General features: G+C 69.3%; 11 protein-coding genes. 6 read left to right on the top strand and 5 right to left on the bottom strand.

Going from position 1 to position 17,845, the window contains the following annotated elements; genetic code table 11:
* Nucleotides 1-32: 32 nt before the first annotated feature.
* Entirely contained in the window at nt 33-572 is a 540-nt protein-coding gene (locus ACFXG1_RS08065; protein ID WP_384721706.1) for a TetR family transcriptional regulator, read from the top strand.
* Nucleotides 573-1,015: 443 nt separating this feature from the next.
* Here ACFXG1_RS08065 and ACFXG1_RS08060 read toward each other — a convergent pair whose 3' ends face one another.
* The 3 genes from ACFXG1_RS08060 to ACFXG1_RS08050 form a co-directional block, all read right to left on the bottom strand.
* Nucleotides 1,016-1,291 carry a helix-turn-helix domain-containing protein gene (locus ACFXG1_RS08060; RefSeq protein ID WP_384723372.1) on the bottom strand — a complete coding sequence of 92 codons (276 nt, stop codon included), beginning with the start codon at nt 1,289-1,291 and terminating at the stop codon, nt 1,016-1,018.
* Nucleotides 1,288-2,052: a hypothetical protein gene (locus ACFXG1_RS08055; RefSeq protein ID WP_384741655.1), complete on the bottom strand. Its 765-nt coding sequence runs from the start codon at nt 2,050-2,052 to the stop codon at nt 1,288-1,290. Before ACFXG1_RS08055 ends, ACFXG1_RS08060 begins: the two co-directional genes overlap by 4 nt.
* Before the next feature lie 288 nt (nt 2,053-2,340).
* Nucleotides 2,341-2,499 carry a hypothetical protein gene (locus ACFXG1_RS08050; RefSeq protein ID WP_384710944.1) on the bottom strand — a complete coding sequence of 53 codons (159 nt, stop codon included), beginning with the start codon at nt 2,497-2,499 and terminating at the stop codon, nt 2,341-2,343.
* A 243-nt stretch (nt 2,500-2,742) separates the two neighbouring features.
* On the opposite strand from ACFXG1_RS08050, the gene ACFXG1_RS08045 reads away from it, so the two are divergent.
* Nucleotides 2,743-5,499 (top strand): tetratricopeptide repeat protein, encoded by a 2,757-nt coding sequence (locus ACFXG1_RS08045; protein ID WP_384741653.1) that lies wholly within the window; start codon nt 2,743-2,745, stop codon nt 5,497-5,499.
* A gap of 29 nt (nt 5,500-5,528) precedes the next feature.
* On the opposite strand, the gene ACFXG1_RS08040 is transcribed toward ACFXG1_RS08045, so the two are convergent.
* Complete coding sequence (locus ACFXG1_RS08040) at nt 5,529-6,431, bottom strand: serine/threonine protein kinase (RefSeq protein WP_384710953.1); 903 nt, start codon at nt 6,429-6,431, stop codon at nt 5,529-5,531.
* A gap of 45 nt (nt 6,432-6,476) precedes the next feature.
* On the opposite strand from ACFXG1_RS08040, the gene ACFXG1_RS08035 reads away from it, so the two are divergent.
* The 4 genes from ACFXG1_RS08035 to ACFXG1_RS08020 are packed head-to-tail and all read left to right on the top strand — an operon-like array spanning nt 6,477 to nt 15,484.
* Nucleotides 6,477-8,042 (top strand): PD-(D/E)XK nuclease family protein, encoded by a 1,566-nt coding sequence (locus tag ACFXG1_RS08035; protein ID WP_384710956.1) that lies wholly within the window; start codon nt 6,477-6,479, stop codon nt 8,040-8,042.
* A gap of 56 nt (nt 8,043-8,098) precedes the next feature.
* Nucleotides 8,099-9,184 carry a hypothetical protein gene (locus ACFXG1_RS08030; RefSeq protein ID WP_384741650.1) on the top strand — a complete coding sequence of 362 codons (1,086 nt, stop codon included), beginning with the start codon at nt 8,099-8,101 and terminating at the stop codon, nt 9,182-9,184.
* Nucleotides 9,177-12,674, top strand: coding sequence for a hypothetical protein (locus ACFXG1_RS08025; protein ID WP_384710962.1), 3,498 nt, complete (start codon nt 9,177-9,179; stop codon nt 12,672-12,674). The genes ACFXG1_RS08030 and ACFXG1_RS08025 overlap by 8 nt, the downstream gene beginning before the upstream one ends.
* A 29-nt stretch (nt 12,675-12,703) precedes the next feature.
* Complete coding sequence (locus tag ACFXG1_RS08020; protein ID WP_384710965.1) at nt 12,704-15,484, top strand: pPIWI_RE module domain-containing protein; 2,781 nt, start codon at nt 12,704-12,706, stop codon at nt 15,482-15,484.
* A 294-nt stretch (nt 15,485-15,778) separates the two neighbouring features.
* Here ACFXG1_RS08020 and ACFXG1_RS08015 read toward each other — a convergent pair whose 3' ends face one another.
* The gene (locus ACFXG1_RS08015; protein ID WP_384741647.1) at nt 15,779-17,104 is read right to left on the bottom strand and encodes a glycoside hydrolase family 18 protein; all 1,326 of its coding nucleotides are present in this window, start codon (nt 17,102-17,104) and stop codon (nt 15,779-15,781) included.
* Between the last annotated feature and the right edge of the window lie 741 nt (nt 17,105-17,845).

Genomic DNA, 17,845 nt, shown 5'->3' with positions numbered 1-17,845 from the left:
CATTTGCCGCTCCACGTAGACTCCGGGTCACGATGAGAGCTGACGCGGAACGCAACCTGAACGCGGTCCTCCGGACCGGCGCGCGCCTGCTGGCGGCCGACCCAGGCGCGAGCATCGCGGCGATCGCGACGGCGGCGGGGGTCGACCGGCGCACCGTCTACCGCCGCTTCACCACGCGCGAGGAGCTCCTGGCCGCAATCCATACCGCCAAGCTCGATGCCTGCGAGCAGGTCGTCGCCGAGGCGCGACTGACCGAGGCGCCCGTGCTGGTCGCCCTGCACCGCTATGCGGAAGGCATCATCGCCGTCAGTAGACGGTTGCCGGTGGACGTGCGGCAGGTACAGGACGAGGCGGGGGCCGATCGTCTCCGCCGGTTGTTGGAGCGGCTCGACGGCTTCATGGACCGCGCTGTGCGCGAAGGTGTCATCCGCCCCGGGCTTCCCGACCGCTGGGCCCGCTCACTGCTCGTTCATCTCACCACCATGGCCGCGCACGAGATGCCGGAGCTGACGAACGCCCAGGGGGCCGACATGGTGGTCCAGTCACTGACCACGGGCCTCCGCCCGGCCTGAGCGGGCGTACGCGCCGTACCGTCGACCCTTGACCCCACTGCGGTGTGTTTTGCGGCGGTTGCTGGAGACCTACAGGCAGGGGTAGTTGCAGATGAAGCTTTACTGCGATGGTGGCCGGTGCCGTGAGGGAGGTCAATGCCGTCGCCCTGAGCTGCTACAAGCGGCCCGTCCGCCTTCACATGAGCAGTCGTGCCGCTCGGTGCCGGCCGGGACCCGGTTTCGCTTGGCCGTGCTCTGACGTGTCCCATACCTTGACGCACCTTCGTAAGGATCATCTGAGTTCGTTCCCGAAGACCGTGCCTTGGTCGCGGGACGGGCGGTACCCTGCGGGCCATCATCGGGTGGCGGACCGGGTAGGGCGTGGAGAAGCGTGGCCATGCGGCCCGCGGCGTGAGCCGCGGGCCGCACAGTGGTGGGAGACATGAGGTCCCCCTTTTTCCTGGTCAGATGCTGGAATCCGGGCTGCCCGCGTCCAGCTCGGGGTCCACTCTGTACAGCGGGCGATCCTCGATTCCCAGGGCGTGCATCAATTCGTGGGTCGGAATCCTGTACCTGCCTCCGACACGGAGGACGGGGCAGGGGAACTCGTCCTCACGGATCAGCCGGTACGCGGTCGTCGAGCCGATCCCGAGCGCTCGGGCCGCCGTCCGCAGATCCACCGCGACAGGCAGGTCGAACATCTCGGTGAAACTGAGTCGGCCCTCTCCCGGGTCCTTCATCCTCGCCTCCCCGCAGGGCGGGTCCTACGGGTGCCGACGAGGCATCCGGACCGCCGCTTCCTCCAGCGGCCGCCGTGCGTCGAACGGCCCCTTCCCCCGTCGTTGATGCCGGCGAAGACACCCTTGCGCAGATGCTCCGGGCGCACCCGGAAGCGCAGTGGTGCGCGCAGCCCGTCCGGGCCGTCCGGACGGTTGACCTGCACGTCCAGGCCCTCCTCGGCTTGAGTGTCCGTCTCCTCGTCGGAAGCGGTGAGAGCGTGGTCCTGGGCGATACGCTCGACCTGGGTGGAGGGAAGCTCCCGCAGACCGCCGCGGGCGAAGAGCCATGCCCTGGTGCGCGCCGCGCGGATAAGGGACGAGTCGGAGAGCCGGTTCGCGGCGTCCGGGGCCGCCAGCTCCTCCAGGAGGGCCAAGACCATCTCGGCCTCCACGTCGGACCTGTCGGCACGCAGGCGTGTGCAGACCCGATAGACCGTCCCGGTCAACCGGGGCAGCGTCAGCCAGATCGCCAGGAGCTTCCCCGTGCCGTGTGGGGAGAGGTCGCTCGGCGCGGTGCGGAGTACCTCCCTCCAGACCGCGGCGGCGAACTGAGGGTCGGAGTTCGGCCCGTACAGGGCCTCATGCGTCTCGGCGGCGGTCAGCCGGACCGGCTCCGCGCCTTCAGTGCCGGAAGGAACGGTCACGAGGACCACGTCGCGGACCCGAGGGTCGTCGAAGTGCCGCCTCACCGAGGCGAACATACTGGTGATTGATGAGTACATCAGGAAATATCCTCTTTCTGGGCTGAGAGTGTCGATGCGCTGGACGGACTGAAGCTCCGCAGGACGGTCACATGGCCCCAAATGCGGATGGAACGGGGAGGGGTCTCAGGTGCCCCACTTTGATGCGTACGTATCCGGAATTAGTCATGTCGACCAGGAATCGCCGCCTTCGACCACGAGCGTGTGACAGGTGCAGGGAGACCGACAGCTCGCCGACCGTAGGCGTTCGCAGGGGTGGGGCGAGGAGGGTGGGCGCCCGCCTGGGCGGGCGCCCACGACCTGTGGAGCTCAGGCGGTCTCGGAGGGCGAGGCGTCCGGCGTCTCGGTGGGCGGGGTCGTCGGTGTGGTGTCCTCGGTCCGGCTGACCGCCCGCCGACGGCGGCTCGGCGGCCAGCCCGGCGACTGGCGCAGACGGATCGCCCGGCGGTTTCGCTGGCGGTTGTTCATAAGGCCTGCAGTTCCTTCCTGATGGTCGATGGATAGCTGTGCTGCCATCTCGCGCTTCTGCGAGCGGCTGGCGCCATCGTGCCCGGGGACGGGTGAAGCCCGCAGAGTCGAAACTGAGGGAAAACTGAGCCTTGGGGGCGTGAAGGAGCAAGGGAGTGTGAAGGGACACACCGCAGTGCACACATGAAGGGGGTGCCGTGCAGGGGCCGGACCACTGCTTCCGGCGAGGAGAAGGGAAGGACGATGGAGGGGCATGTGCTGGGCCCGGTCAGCGCCGAAGGGGGCGGCGGTAAGAGGGCCTTCGGAAATTCGAAGGCGGTCGCGCTGTTCGCACTTCTGGCGACGTCACCGGGCTTCCGATGCACCAGGAAGGAGATCGCCGAAGTTCTCTGGGAGGGCGACGAGAATGCTGGCGGCCGGGTGGACCGTGCCATCTCCGACCTGCGGAAGAAACTGGGCCCGGAGGTCGTGCCCCATGGCGGCAAGTCGGGCTACTGCACACTCCGCCTGCCGGCGGACAGCGTCGACCTGCTCCGCTTCCGCGCTCGGGTGACGAGAGCCGCAGGGCTGCTGAACTATTCGGAGCGGTTCGAGCAACTCGGCGCGGCTCTGGCGGAGTGGGACGGCGGCGATCCCCTGCGTGGGCTGGCCGAGAGCGGCTTCGAGCTGCGCCGGGAGAAGTTGCGGGGCGAGTTGTTGGCCGCCGTGTACGCCCGGCTGGACGCCGCTTGGAAGGCCAGGGAGGAGAAATGGCTCCGAGAGGAGACAGAGAAATGGTTCGAGCGCGCACCGGAACAGCCCCAGATCTTCCGGTTCTACCTACTTGCCCACAGCGACCTGCCGGAGCTCCGGCGTGAACGGCTCATCAAGGAGTGGACGAAGCACAACGGAAGGCCGGACGACGATGTGCAGAGCGCTATCGACGAAGTCCGGGGCGCTGCCCACTCGCGGCGTGGGACGCTCCTCCCGCCCGTACCGAACCAGTTGCCCGGCGGCGTACGCAGGCCGGTCGGGCAGGACGAACTGATCGGTGGCCTCGCCGAGGCCGTGCGCGAGGAACAGGACGCCGGCAATCTGGCGCTGGTCCTCATCAGCGGTATGGCGGGGGTTGGGAAGAGCACCGTGGCCAACCAGCTCGCCTGCCAGCTGCGGGAGCGATTCCCCGACGGGGTGCTCCGTGCCGAACTGAACGGGTTCGCCGTCGGAGATGTGCGGCCCGCCGAACCGGACGAGGTCCTGGACGGGTTTCTAGCAGTGCTGCCACCCTACGCCACGGTGACGGGACCGGAGAGCAAGAGCAATGCGCTGCGGTCGGCACTGGCCCACCGCTCGGTACTCATCGTCCTCGACGACGCGCTCAGCGCCCAGCAGGTGCTGCCACTGCTCCCCGGAGACGGCACCTGCGCCGTGATCATCACCAGCCGCAACGACCTCTTGCGCCTGCAGTCCGAGAGAAAGGTGCTGTTCCGCAAGATGGAGCCGCTGCAAGAGGCGGACGCCCTGGAGGTGCTCCAGGAGAAAGTGTCGGCCAAGGACCGGGCGATCTACGCCCGGCCCTTCAGCGAGCTGGTCCGTCTCTGCGGCCGGCTGCCGCTGGCCCTCGTGGTCGTGGCCCGCCTCCTGGAAGGCGGCGCCCGTCCGCTGCGCACCATCCCGGCCCTGGTGCGGGAGATGGAGGAGGAGCGGGCGAAGCTGGACACCCTGCACCTGCCGGAGTACGAACTGTCGGTCCGTACCGCGCTGAATTGCTCCGTACGTGTACTCAGCGGAGAGGCCCGGCTGCTGCTGTGGCAGCTCGCTGTCCACCCCGGACCCAGCGCCTCCTGGGAGGCGGTGATGGACCTCGGGAGGGCGGCGGGCGAAGGCGCGCGCACCGACCGGGCCCTGGTGGAGCTCGTGGCGGCGAACCTGGTGGAACACCAGGGCGACCGCTATGGGTTGCACGACCTCGTACGGGCCTTCGCCCGCCAGCACATGCGGCCGGGGCCGGACGGAGAGACGGCGGACATCGAGCGGGCGACCGCACGGCAGGTGCTTGAACACCAGCTGCACAACGTCCGTGCCTGCGACCGAGTGCTTGACCATGAGCGCACCCTGGACATCGGTGAGCCCGACGGGGTCACGGTCACCGACCTCGCGGATCTCGGGGAGGCGATGACGTTTCTCGACAAGGAGTACGCCACCATCCAGCGTGGCATCCGATTAGCCGCCAGCCAGGGCATCGAACGGTACGAATGGCTGCTCCCGATGGCCCTGACCACCTATCAGTGGAACCGCCATCTCCTCGGCGACGCGCTGAGGAACCTCGTGCACGCCGCCGACGTGGCGGAATCCGCCGCCGTACCGGTGGTCGATCGCGCCATGGTCCACCGGATGCTCGCAGGCACACAGTGGCGGCTCGGTAAGTACAACGAGACCGTGGGCCACCTGCGTCGTGCTGTCCGGCTCAGCGAGGAGGACCCCAGCGAGAAAGGCCGGCTGAGTCTGGCCCGGTCGCTGCACCGGCTCGGGATCACCCTGCGCAAGCAGGGCGACCGGACGGGGGCGGAGGAGGCGCTCCGCCAGGCACTGGAGTTGTGCCGGGAGACATCGGATCCGGTCGGGGAGGCGGCCGCGCTGAACGCTATCGGCGCGCTCCACCACGACCGGGGCGATCACGAGCAGGCGCTCCGCCGATGCATCGACGCTCTGCGCGCGCTGGAGCGTACGACGGAACGAAACGGCCTGGCCGACGTGCTGTTCACCCTGGCCAAGGTTCATTCGTCCCGCTCCGAACGGGACGAGGCCGTCTCCCTGTACCGGCGGGCCTGCGACATCTACCGCGAACAGGAGAACCGGCCCAACGAGAGCAAGGCGCGGCTGCTCTTCGCGGACGTCCTGGTGTCCTCCGGTGAGACCGACGAAGCGGTAAGGGAGTTGGAGAGAGTCATCGTGCTGCGCGAGCTGATGGGCGGCGAGGGCGTAAGCGAGGTCCGGGCGCTGCTGGAAGGGCTGAGATGACCCGGACGGCTGATGACCGCCGGTCACCGTCACAGCCGGGGCGCATACGTGCGGTAGTACTCCGTCGGGTCGGGGCGCAGCCGCTTCGACGGCGGCCGCGAGCCCGGCCCGGGCAGGTGCCTGCGGAGCCCGTCGAACACCTCACGGACATCCGCCGGGCGCTCCTCCGCCTCCCACCGGACCATCCGCAGCGCGAGGGAGGCGAATTCCGGGGGGAGCTCCGCGAGCCGGTCGGCCGGCAGCACCGGGCAGCCCTGTTCCGCCCGTCCCTCCACTCCGCCGTAGGGCAGCCGCATGACGGTCATCTCCAGCAGGATGCAGCCGAGCCCGAAGATGTCCGCCCGCCGCGTCAGACCTGAGAGACAGGCATCGGACTGCTCGGGGGAGGCCCAGCCGAGCGTGCCGCGCTCCTCGAACGTCGCCTCGCCCTCCATGACCGCATGACCCATGTCGATCAGACGGAGACGGCCGTCCGGTTGGACGATGACGTTCTCCGATTTGAGGTCGCAGTGCACCAAGCCTCGGTCGTGCACTTCCCCCAGAATTTCGCACAGCTGGCCGATGACGGACGCGACGACCATGGGATCTTTGACCGGTCGTTTCGCCAGCAGGACGTGCTGTAGCTGGCACCCCTCGACGAATTCCATGACCAGGCACCGGCGTCCTCGATGCGTCCCGGAGCCGATGATTTCGGGAATCCCCTGAATTCCCGTCAGCATCATCATGCGAGAACCCTCTCCGACAAGTTCATCCCCGGCCTCGCGGAAATAGCATTCCGGGCCGAGACCCCGGGGTTTCTGGAGCTTCAGCGCCACCCTCTCCCCACTTCGGCGATCACGACCGAGAAAAAGATCGCCCTGCCCGCCGTCACCGACCATGTCCAGTACTTCGTAGTTCTTCTCCACATTGCCGATCTCCTCGATCTCCCTCATGGTCATCTTTCTTCCCTCCGAATGGAAATGGAAATGGAACTGGAAATGTCACAGCCATGGCTGCCGCCCGACGGTGTGACCCGCACCTCCGAAGTCATCACGGTATCCGCCGGGATGTTCAAGAACGGAGAGTTCCGGTGCCCCGCCGCCGATGCTCTCAAGACCCGCGGCTACCACACGTCCGACCCCGTACCACGGCGCCGCGAGCGGTTGGAGCACTTCGCACTCGGCCCCTTCATGGCCGCCTGCGACACCCGCTCCCGGCCCTCCGACAGCCCGCCCCGCACTCGTACCGCGCCCCCGCACGACGGCCTGAGCAACTGGACGGACCATGGTGTGAAGGCGTACGCAGCGGCCTTCCCCACCGACCCGGAACGCCCCCTGGAGGAGGTCCCCGAGTCGTGGACGTACCGCTACCGGCCTTCCGGTCCCGATCCGCGCAACGCCCAGGAGTACCGCTTCACCGTGTGGGGCCGCTGTCTGGCCTCCGCCGACGGCGCCTACCGTGAAATCCGTCTGCCCGTGCACCGCCTGAACCGGGACCTGCCGCCGGACGGATTCACCGCAGTCGTCGCCCTGGTGGTGGCCGAAGGCGCCCCGGGGCCGCCGCCGGAGCACGTACGGATCGTGGAGTTCGCGCTGTTCGACGGCCGTACGCGGGAGCTCTTCTCGGGCACCCGGGCGCAGGCGCTCGCCCGGTACCGCGAGCATGGCCCCGATGCCCTGACCGGCGTACTGGACGGACGGGAGTACCGCCCCGGATCCGCCTGTGGCGAATGCCCCTACCTGTCGGTCTGCCCCGCCCTGCGCGCGGCGCCGGGACTGCTGGGCGTCGAGGCGCGGGACCGGCCCCGCCGCACCTGGTCGGTGACCAACGGGCGCAACTACCGGGCCTGTCCGGCCCGCGACCACATGCGCCGCCTGCACCTGCCCCCGGCGGACTCCGTCGAACGCGAGGTGACGGCCGAGCGCGGCCGGGCCCTGCACGCCTATCTCGCCGGCCGGCACGGCCACGGATCGCCACGACCTTGCACGGTGGAGGTCCCCGACGAGTGGGTGCCGGGCGGATTCGACCTGCCCGACCGCGAACGCACGCTCGGCGCGCTCCTGCTGCGGCGGCACGCTGCGGTCTGCCCACTGCGGTGCGTCGGGGACGGGACGGACGTGCGGACCGAACCCCGGGTGGTGCGGCACGACACTACCGCCGACGTGGTGGTGATCGCCGCACCCGACCTGCTCTACCGGGACGCCGGCTCGTGGGTGTGGCGTGAGACCAAGACTTCCGCCACCGACCGGCGGCCCAACCGCTCTCTGCTGGAGCACTACCCCCAATTGGCGCTGGCGGTCGTGCTGATCGCCCGCGGCGACCTGGGCGGTGAGCCGTCCCGTGCCCGGGTCGAACTGGAGGTGCTGCGCCCCGGCGGCGCCGACCTGGAGATCATCGATCCCTTCACCTCGGCCAACCGGACCGCGGCAGAGGAAATCCTGCGGGCGATGGTGGCCGACTGGCACGGGGACGACCGCTACACGGCCGTTCCCGGACGCTCCTGTGAGCGGTGCGAAGTGGCCCGCTGGTGCTCGGCCTCGCTCGCCACCGAGGCGGCGGCATGAGGGCGGGGGCGGCCCGCCGGGCCGGCCGGCAGGGCACCGGGGAGGAGCCCGAGGGTGTGGGCAGCGCACTCTTCCGTGAGCTTGCCCGTATGGTGGCGGACCTCGCCGAAGTCCAGGGACTCCGCTCGTTCGCCCTGCCCTATCCCGCCCTCGCCCAGGGCGCGCTGGACCACATGGTGATGCACTGCCTCGACGCCGGGGAGACACCGCCGAGAAGCCTTCCGGAGCTGTGGGAGTGGTGCCGGACCAGACCGGCGGGCGATCCGCTGTTTGCGGTTCCCGCCTCCCTGGTCACCCCGGGCGCGACGCTGGTGCACCCGACGGGCCGGATGCCGACCCGGTCGTGCCTCGAAGTCGCTTCGCACGGGCCGGACGGGGGCGTGGCGGCGCACGCCGGCGCGCTTCTGGGCGATCTGGAAGCGCGGTGCGGAACGGGCGAGCGCTATCGGCAGTGCCGGCGGTTCCTGGCCCGCCACCCGGTGGTCCATCAGCAGGACCGCTTCGGGCCCGCCTGGAGCAGGGCCGTCTGGAGCCGGGTCAAGGACCTCTATGGGCCATTGCCCGAATCCGCGCTCGTCGACGGAGTCTTCCTGCGCTGCCCCTCGTGCGGCCTCCCCGCGCTGCCCCCGGACGGGGCCGTGCCCGTACCCGGGCCGTCCGCCGCAGACGAGGACATCTGGTGTGAGGGGGAGGAATGCCCGCGCGACAAGCCTTTGGAACTCATTCGCGAGCCGGACCAGGTGTGGATCCTGCGGCGCTCGCTGCGGACGTTCCTCGTACTGCCGCACCGGACTGAAGAGGCCGCCCGCGGAGCCCTGGAGCGCGCCGGGATCGAATATGCGGCCCTGTCGGGCCCTCTGTCCGCCTACCGGCTGAGGGACACCGGTCCCGGCATCGTGGACATCCAGGTGTACGACCGCCTGCAGCCGGCTCTGCTGGCTGTACATATCGCCGACAGTGCCTCCCTCGCGGACTGCACCCTCGTCGTGGTCCCTGACGCGCTCGCCGGGCGGGACGGCTATCGGAAGGCTTTCGGCGACGCCCTTCCCGCTCTTCTGCGGGACCGGCTGGTACTCACCACACCCATGGACCTCGTGCCCGATGTGGAACGAGCCCAGAGAGAGGAGACGGACGATGCGTAGCATCACACCGCCCCTGACCAATGTACTCCACACACTTCAGGCGTTCCTGGGGCCGTCCGTGCCCAAGCCCACTCTGGAAGCGCTCTGCCAGGTGGAGCTCGGTCTTTACCTGCAGCAGAAGCTGATGCCGGGCAGCCCCGCGGGCGCCGCCTGGGTGCTTTTCAGCGGATACGGCTTCGCCGAGGCGTACGGAGCGTCGCTGCCACCGGACACCGCGCAGACGCTGAGGGTGGCCCGGTACTCGCTGTGGACGCTGCGCAGAAGCCGTACCTGGCGCGAGGCGCTGGAGAGCTACCAGAGGTTCGACTCCAGGGTACGCGGCTACGAAGTGCCGGACACGGAGTCGCCCGCCACCCGCCGCGAAATCTCCCTCGCCGGGGACCGTTTCCCCGTCTATGAGCAACTTCTGCGTGCCGCGCCGCCGCTGGCGGGCAAGCCCATGTCGGTCGCGGGCCAGGGCCCGCACGCATTTCCGGTCAGCCGCACCATGGCCGTTGTCGACCTGCCTCCCGTCCCTCGAACTCCCCTCGTCGCTCACGACACGGACCTGGAACCGGCTGGTGGCGGAGAGCCTCTGGTCTTCACCAGGAAGAGCCTGGAGCGCACTGCGGCGGAGATGGACGCCGTGTACGCACACACCGGAGGCGTGAGGCCGCCGCGCTGGCTGGAGCGGCTGCGGGGCTTCGACCTGTCCACCATGGAGAACGGAACGTTCCACAAGGCCGGCAAGGGCGAGGACTACACCTTCACGGTCGACGGGATCCAGCATCTGCTCGGCATCGTCGGCGCCGGTAAGAGCACGCTGCGCGACATCGTCGCGGTCCATCTCGCCAAGCTCGGAAAGCGCACCACGATCGTGGTCACCGACGTCGCGGAGGTACTGAAGCTCGTCCAGCTCTACAATCTCTATACCAACGGCGGTGCCGCGCCCGTGCTCGGCTCCTCCGGCCGGGAGCGGCACGCCCAGCGGCTGCACCGCCGACTGGCGGGCCGGGGCGAGCACCGGCTGCTCGCTCACGACGACCCCGCCTTCGCCTACCTCGGGACCTCCTGCGTTCTCAACGTCATTCGGCAGGGCACCACTTCGTCAACCGAGCCGCTCGCCTTCGGTGAGGCGCCCTGCTCCCGGCTCCGGCCCCCCTCGGACCCGCGGCGCGACAGGAGCGGCAGACAGGCCTCCGCATGGCAGAAGAGGGCGAAGAGCTGCCCGTACTGGTCCTCCTGCCCCCGGCATCACGGAGCCCGCGCCCTGGTCGATGCCCTGATCTGGGTCGCCACGCCGGCCGGACTGATCGACGCCTCGCCGCCCCGCCCTCAGAACGGCGAGCGGATCCGCTACCTCGAACTCGCCTGCCGTCGCAGCGACCTCGTGATCATCGACGAGGCCGACCGTGTGCAGATGCAGTTCGACCAGACTTTCGCACCCGCCGTCGTCCTCGCCAGCGACGAGGACAAGGGCCTCATCGACCGGCTGAGTCGGCACAAGATCCGGGAACTCGCGGAGAGCGGGCGCACCCAGCTCTCCGAGCGGGACGTGGAGACCTTCGCCGCCGCCCTCAGCACCGCCGGACTAGCCACCGACCGACTGTACGCGATGCTCGTCGCCGGGTACGAGCTGCGCAAATGGGTGCGGACAGGCTATTTCAGTGCCTGGACACTCCAGCTCGGACTGCTCGACGAACGCTACGAACTCCCTGACGACAGCGGGCCGGAACACCGCGACCACGCTCCCAGACAAGCTCTCGGAAAGCTTCTCGACGCCTTCCGCGACAACCCGTTCGCCGACCGCAGCCGCAGGACGGAGGAGGACTTCAGCCGGCTGACCTCCCTTCTCAACGAACTGCTCCACACCGGCAACCCGGAGAACACTCGGCGCCGCCTGGCCGAGGTCATGGACAAGGTCTTCCGCATCGACGCGCAGTACATGGCCGTCCGGGAGCAGCGGTACAAGGAGGAGTACGACGAGTGGCAGCGCGGGGAGGAAGAACTGCAGAAGGGGCGCGGGCGCCGCCGGAAGCCCAAGCCACCGCCCCAGACTCCTGAACAGTGGCGGCAGAAGCTCGCCGAACGCTTCGAGTTCACGCTGCTTCTCAGCGCCCTGGAACCCCGACTCGCCATGATCAACGCGATGTGGCCCCGCGTCGAGGCCGCCCTCAGTCTGGGCTACAACACGATGTACCGCCGACCGCTCGACTACGGTCCGATGGTGCCCGAGGCCCCGATGGGCAACGTGCTCGGCTTCCAGTTCCGGGTCCCGGGCGAGGACGAGGGCGGAGTCCGCAGCGGCGAGCTGACCTTCTTCCGATGCAGTGGCGTCGGACGTGAGCTGCTGCGCGCCATGCCCCACCTCGCCTCCGTCGACGGGAAGCCCGGCGCCCATCTGCTGCTCATGTCCGGCAGCAGCTGGGCGGGCTCGTCCAGTCGCTACCACGTCTGCGTCCCGGTTGGTGTGATCATCGAGCCACCGGCCGAGGTGACCGAACGCATTGCGGACGAGAGCCTGATGCGCTTCGAGTTCATCGACGACGGCGACGAGAAGCTGCGTCTGTCGGGAATCCACCCCGACGACCGCCCCGAGAAACTGCGCCGCATCGCGACCCAACTCGGCGCGGCGGAGTACGAAGCCCTCGAAGGAGGTCCACTGGAGCGTGAGCTGCTCTCCCTCCCGCCGGAGCGCGACCGGATCCTCCTGCTGGTCGGCAGCTACACCGAGGCACGCATCGTGGCGGACACCCTGCACAACCTCAACTCCCGCTGGCGCGACAGCGTGCTGTGTCTGGTCTCGGACGACGAGGAGATCGCCCCGGAGGACGAGGCGCCGTCCGCCTACCGTGCGAAGTCACTGCGCCGGGGCGACGTCGAGCACCTGAGGGACCTCGATGCGGACATCCTCGTGGCACCCCTGCTGGCTGTCGAGCGGGGGCACAACATCCTCAACGAAGACGACGAGGCGGCCATCGGCACGGTCTACTTTCTGGCACGCCCCAATCCGCACCCAGAGGATCTGTCCCTGGCCGTCCACGCCGTCAACGACTGGATCGTTCGCGCTGTCACCGGCGGTGATTTCGACACCTGGGTACGGGGACAGGCCACCGTCGAGGAAGGCGCCGACGAGGTCCGCCGCCTCGCCCGTTCGTACTGGTACCAGGTGCTCGCCCGCTCGATGGCGTGGAGCCGCCTCGCCGATGAGGTGCGGGAGCAGGTCACCTGGGACATGTTGGTCCTGATGTGGCAGGTGATCGGGCGGCTGGTGCGCGGCGGCGTACCGGCCCGGGTGGTCTTCGTCGACGCCGCCTTCGCCCCGAACCGCGGGGCCGTACCACCGCGAACCGACACTCCCGAGTCCAGCCTGCTGCACAGCGTGCTCGCCGTGCTGGACCCGTACTTCGACGGCAGCACGAAGAGCGCGGAGGAGCAGTTCATCGCCCGCGCCCTGTATGAACCGCTCCGGCGCATGCTCGCCCGCCTGCTCGCCCCTGCCCACCCGTAAGTGCTGAACTCCAGCTTCAGGAGGCTTTCGTGTATCACGCCATTCGCGTCGCGGCCTACGAACCCGACCCGCTCCACGGACCGTGGCGGGAAGAGATGAGGGTGCTGCGGCTCGGCGAGGATTTGCACACCGAACTCACCAGGATCCACGCCGAGACCGGCAAGGGCTCCGTCCGCCCCGACCGGCTGCCCGTACGGCGGCTCAACTCCCTTCTCCAGGCGCTGGCTCCCGGTGTCATCGCGACCGGCCGCAACGCAGGAACGGACGGCCGTCTGCCGTGGCTCTACGCGCGGGAAGCCGTCCCGCCGGAGGTGCTGGCCCCGGTGATCGGCACCTGGGCGGCGGGCATGTACCGGGAGGAGGACGAGGCCGAAGGCGCCGATCTGGAGGAGAGGCTCCGCTCCGACGACCCGGCCCAGGCCGCCCAGCTTCCACATTGGGAGGTCGAATCGGTCGATCTCGCTGAGACCGTGACCTCGGCGGGCGGAACCGCCGAACCCGCCGCACGGCTCTACAGCCTGCTGCCCGAATGGGTCGCCTTCCGGCTGGCCGTCCGGCCGTTCCGCACTGGGGACACCACACTCCACTTCCGTGTCGAGAGCTCGGGCAACAGTGCGCGACTCGTTTCCTGGCCGCCCCAGCGGTACGAGCGACGCGGGCAGACCTGGTACTACTCGGCCTGTCTCACCATTACCGTCCACACCGTGCCGTTCGCCCCGCGGTTCCGTGTCCATGTGTCCACCCAGGTACGCCGATGGGCCACCCGGTTCGACGTAGGGCCTCACAAGCTCGGCGGAACAACCGTCCTGCTCGATGCTCCGCTGCCGTGGCCGGGAGGCCAGGACCGGGGCCATCGGCTGATGGTGAATACCCTCGGCTACGACCGGCGGCTGAAGCAACTGGCCTGGCGCCACCACAGCCCCGCGCCGCTAGTGCCCGAGCTGGATATCGTGCGGAACTACCCGGAGCCCGCAGCGCTCTTCACTCATCCGGAACGCTGGATCAACGGATCCGGGGACGTGGCCGCCGGTATCGTCTACCACCCGTCGATCGGCCAGCACAAAGTCGGGCCCGGGCTGATGCCACGGGAGCGGGCAGATTTGGATGCCTGGGTCGAGGAAGGGCTCCGCCCCATGCTGATTCGGGTTCCCGACCTCACACGGGTAACCCGGAGCAATACCCCCTCACTGCTGCCCCGTTCGGGTGCCGGACGTGGCCCGGATGGCCGGGACGCGCAGCTCGCCTTGCAGCGGCGGGCGGCGCTGGCGCACGCGCTGAACGGCCGGCCCCTGGAGATTGACGTCTTCTGGCAGTCTGCGGAGACCCGTACCGCACTCCTCGCCGAACTGCCGAAACTCATTGGATTCCCTCCCGGGGAGAGGGTGGGGCCGGCCGACGGCGACACTTGGCGGTGGCAGGGCGAGGGGATCGAGATCCGCGTACGAGCCCGGCACGCCGGGCCGCTGGCCGACGCCCTGCCGGTCTCCCAGGAGCGCAGGTATCCGAAGGCCGTCCGGCTGGCCGAAGCCGTCGAAGGGCGCTGCCGACTCGTGGCGGACCGGATGGGCCCTCGACCCGAGGGGGTCGGATTTGTGATCGCGGAGATCGCTGGCAAGGAGCATTTCCTGGCTGTCCCAGGTTCCGACCCCAAACACGCGCTGCGCATCGCCTGGGCGCGGCAGGGCCGGCTGAGCCAGTTCGTCAACCTGCCTGATGACACCGACAGCGGGCTGAAGCACCGGGCCAGGTGGACCTGGCTGGACGCCTTCCGGCAGCTCGGCGCGATCAGTCCGCCGGCCCACCGGGTGGGATCCGGAGTTCCCGGCGATCTCCAGTACGTGGCCCTCTGGCTCGTACGCCATACCAGGAAGGGGCCCACGCAGTGCCCCGTCCACCGGCTGGTCGCGGTGCGGGTCCGCCCCGGGGAAGGGCCTGGCGTCATCGATGGGTGGGACGCCGAACGTGCCGAATGGGTGCCGTACCCGAAGCTGTTGCTGCTGCTCTCCCAGTCAGCGGAACCGGTGGCGGAGCCGGGTAAGGGGCCAGGCATGGGGGAGGGCACGAAAGGCTCTGCCGATGGCAAGGTCACCCGGCAAGGCCCCCGGTCCGCTGCCCGCCCGGGTGTGGAGCAGCACAGGCAGCGGGAGACCGAGCGGCAGATCCGTGCGCTGCTCTTCCAGCTCCGTGACCGCCCGACGCTCCTGCTGGCGGACGCCGGCAATCTGCGCCGGTGCTGGCCGGGCCTGCGAAATGGCGCACTGGATCGCGACATGCTCGGCTTTGGTGCCGAACCCGCTCAGCGCCACACCCTCTACGGCGACGACTTGCGGGTGGTGCTCGTACGGGACGCCAACGCGCGCGAGGAGGTGGCGGAGTGGTACGCCCACGATGCCAAGGGCAGGGTCGGCTTCTCCGAGGGGGTGTGGGGGACTGCGGCGGCGGAGAGCCGTGTCTTCGCGAGTACGGCCTCGACCCCGCACACAGCGGCGAAACTACCCAAGGGGCTCATGAAGCTGGCGCCCACGGCACAGGGTCGGACAGCACCCGGGAAGACCGCTTGGAACCCCGGGCAGCTGGAAATCACCGTACTAGGCATTCTGTCGGAAAAGGCGCTGGCGGACTCGGGGCGTGAAGGGGACTCGCCCGACCGGCCGACAGAGTGGGCGACTCTCACGCATCAATTGCGCTACCACGACGATTACCCACCGCTCGCCCGGCCTCTACCTTTGCACTTGGCGCGTCTTGCTGGTGAGTACGTGCTTCCGCTGGCCAGAACGGAGAAGGGCGGAAGCGCATCGTCCGCTCCATAAGCGAGGCACCTCGTCTCATAGTTCGTGATCCCGTCCCGGCAGATGCCAGTTCCAGCAGTGGAAGAACGTGAAGAACGGGGATAGGGGGCCTGTTGCCCGGGCCGTCGTAAGGGCAGCGGACCTGAGCGATGAACGTGAGATGGCTTTAGTGACCACGGTGTGTCGGGGAAGCCTGGCGCGCGCAGATCGAGCCGCGCGCCATCCAGCGCCGCAACCGGGAGGATTCTGTGTTTTCGGCTGCCGCATGCGGTGGCGGTCGGGTCGCCCCGGCCGCCACCGGGTCGCGGCCGTGGGTCAGCGTCGCAGGCCGCGGTCCAGTGCGGTGATCAGCGAGCCCTGGGCGTCGTCCCCGTCCAGGGACCAGACCATCACGCCGCCGAGGCCGTTCCGCTGGGTGTAGCGGGCCTTCTGGGCGGCGGTGGCCGGGGTGTCGTACGTCCAGAACTCGGTGCCGTCGTACTTCCAGGCCGCGCCGTGCTTGCGGTCGGTGTGCACAGTGCCCGGCAGGTCCTTGATGGCCTTGTAGGGCAGCTGGCCCCCGCCGCGCGGGGACATGCCGGTGGCGGGCTGGTAGAGGCCGTTCTTCGCCCCGGCGGGCACTCCCGTCCAGCCGTAGCCCCAGGACGGCACCCCGAGCACCGCCTTGCGGGCCGGCAGGCCGCCGGCCAGGTAGTGCCGCACCACCCGGTCCGCGCTGTAGCTGTAGCCGGGGCCGGAGGGGTCGGCCGGGTCGGTGTAGAGGTTCGCCTGGTGGTTGGTCGGGCCCTGCGGCTCCCAGGAGCCGTGCATGGTGTAGGTCATCAGGTTGAGGAAGTCCACATGGCGGGCGACCTTCCGCAGCTCCAGCCGGTCCGCGACGTCGGTGTTGGCGGCGACGGCCGCCGTCAGCAGGTGGCGCCCCCGCTCGCCGTCGCCCAGCGCGTCCAGCTGCCGCCGGAACTCGGCCAGCAGCAGGGTGAAGTTGCGGCCGTCCTCGGGGCGCACCGAGTTGTCCGGCAGACCGTCGCCGCCCGGGTGCTCCCAGTCGAGGTCGATGCCGTCGAAGACGCCCGCGCCGCTGCCCGGGCCGCCCTCCGGCGAGCCCAGCTGCGGCAGGTTGCCCTTGATGTAGAGGTCGACGCAGGAGGCCACGAACTTCTTGCGCGCGGCGTCGGTGGCGGCCACGTCCGAGAAGTGCTTGGACCAGCCCCAGCCGCCGATCGAGATGACGGCCTTCAGATGGGGGTTCTTCGCCTTCAGCTTCCGCAGCTGGTTGAAGCTGCCTTTCAGCGGCTGGTCCCAGGTGTCGGCGACGCCGTCCACCGAGTCGGCCGCGCCGATCGGGCGCTGGTAGTCGGCCCAGGCGTCGGCCTGGTCGGCAAGGTTGTCCTCGAAGCAGGTGCCCTCGGGGGAGATGTTGCCAAAGGCGTAGTTGATGACGGTCAGCTTCGCCGCCTGGCCCGAGTCCTGGACCTTCTTGGCGGAGAAGCCGCTGTAGGCGCTCCAGGCGGTGAAGTAGGCCACACGGTGGCCGGGCAGCCGGCGGCTGTCGTCGTCGTCATCGGCGTGGGCGGTCGCGGGGGCCGCGATGAGCGAGGCGAGCAGAGCCGTCGCCAGGAACGCGGAGGCGCGTCTGAACATGCTGGTGGCCTTGTCTGAGTGGGGTCAGGTGGTCTGTACCAATCGCGAGAAGAGATCTAGTCCATGCCGGGGGTGCACACAAGAGGTCGGATCACATGAAGTAGCCCGGAAATCAAGGGAGTTGATGGAGCGTCCACCGCTCGGTCTACTGCGGCACGGACTGCGAACCGCCGCGTCGTCCCGCGCTCGGCGGCGCCGGGTGCGGGGACGGGGCGTCGGTGGGTCCTTCCGCGGCCGGTGGGTTCCGGTCGTTCTGGGGGGTGACGCGGGGGTTCCGTTTCGAGCGAGCCGGCCGGCGGGCCGCCCTTCGTGGAGTTCCACGACCTCGTGGGCACGGGACGCGCCTCCGGGACGGCCCACCGTCCGGGCTGCTGGACTCGTGTACGGGGTGTGCGGGGGTGATCGCTCCTTCGGATGCCCACAACAAAAGAGCGCTCCGGGATCGCGGGAGCGCAGGCAGGCTCCCATAAGGGAGGTATACGCCATTCCGTCTGTGTGCGACCGTATCGGGCTGTCTGTTCGATTTTCGGTGACGGCCCGGTGTGGTCGACTGTGCCCGGCTCGGCATGACCGTTTCTTTACCCGCTCGCCAGGAAGCCCCCGCGGCGCTCGCCCTCGGCCCAGGGGAGGCCACTGCCCGGGTGTGGATGCTCCATGGCCACCGAGGCCGGAAACTCATGAAGATTCACAGCTACCCCACCCGCACCGGGACAACCCGCGAAGGCCGAGGCCGACGACTGG

The sequence above is a fragment of the Streptomyces sp. NPDC059248 genome, assembly GCF_042753905.1.
Taxonomy (GTDB): Bacteria; Actinomycetota; Actinomycetes; order Streptomycetales; family Streptomycetaceae; genus Streptomyces.
The sequence above is the reverse complement of the archived record's forward strand: the minus strand, read 5'-3'. Positions and strand labels throughout refer to the sequence as shown.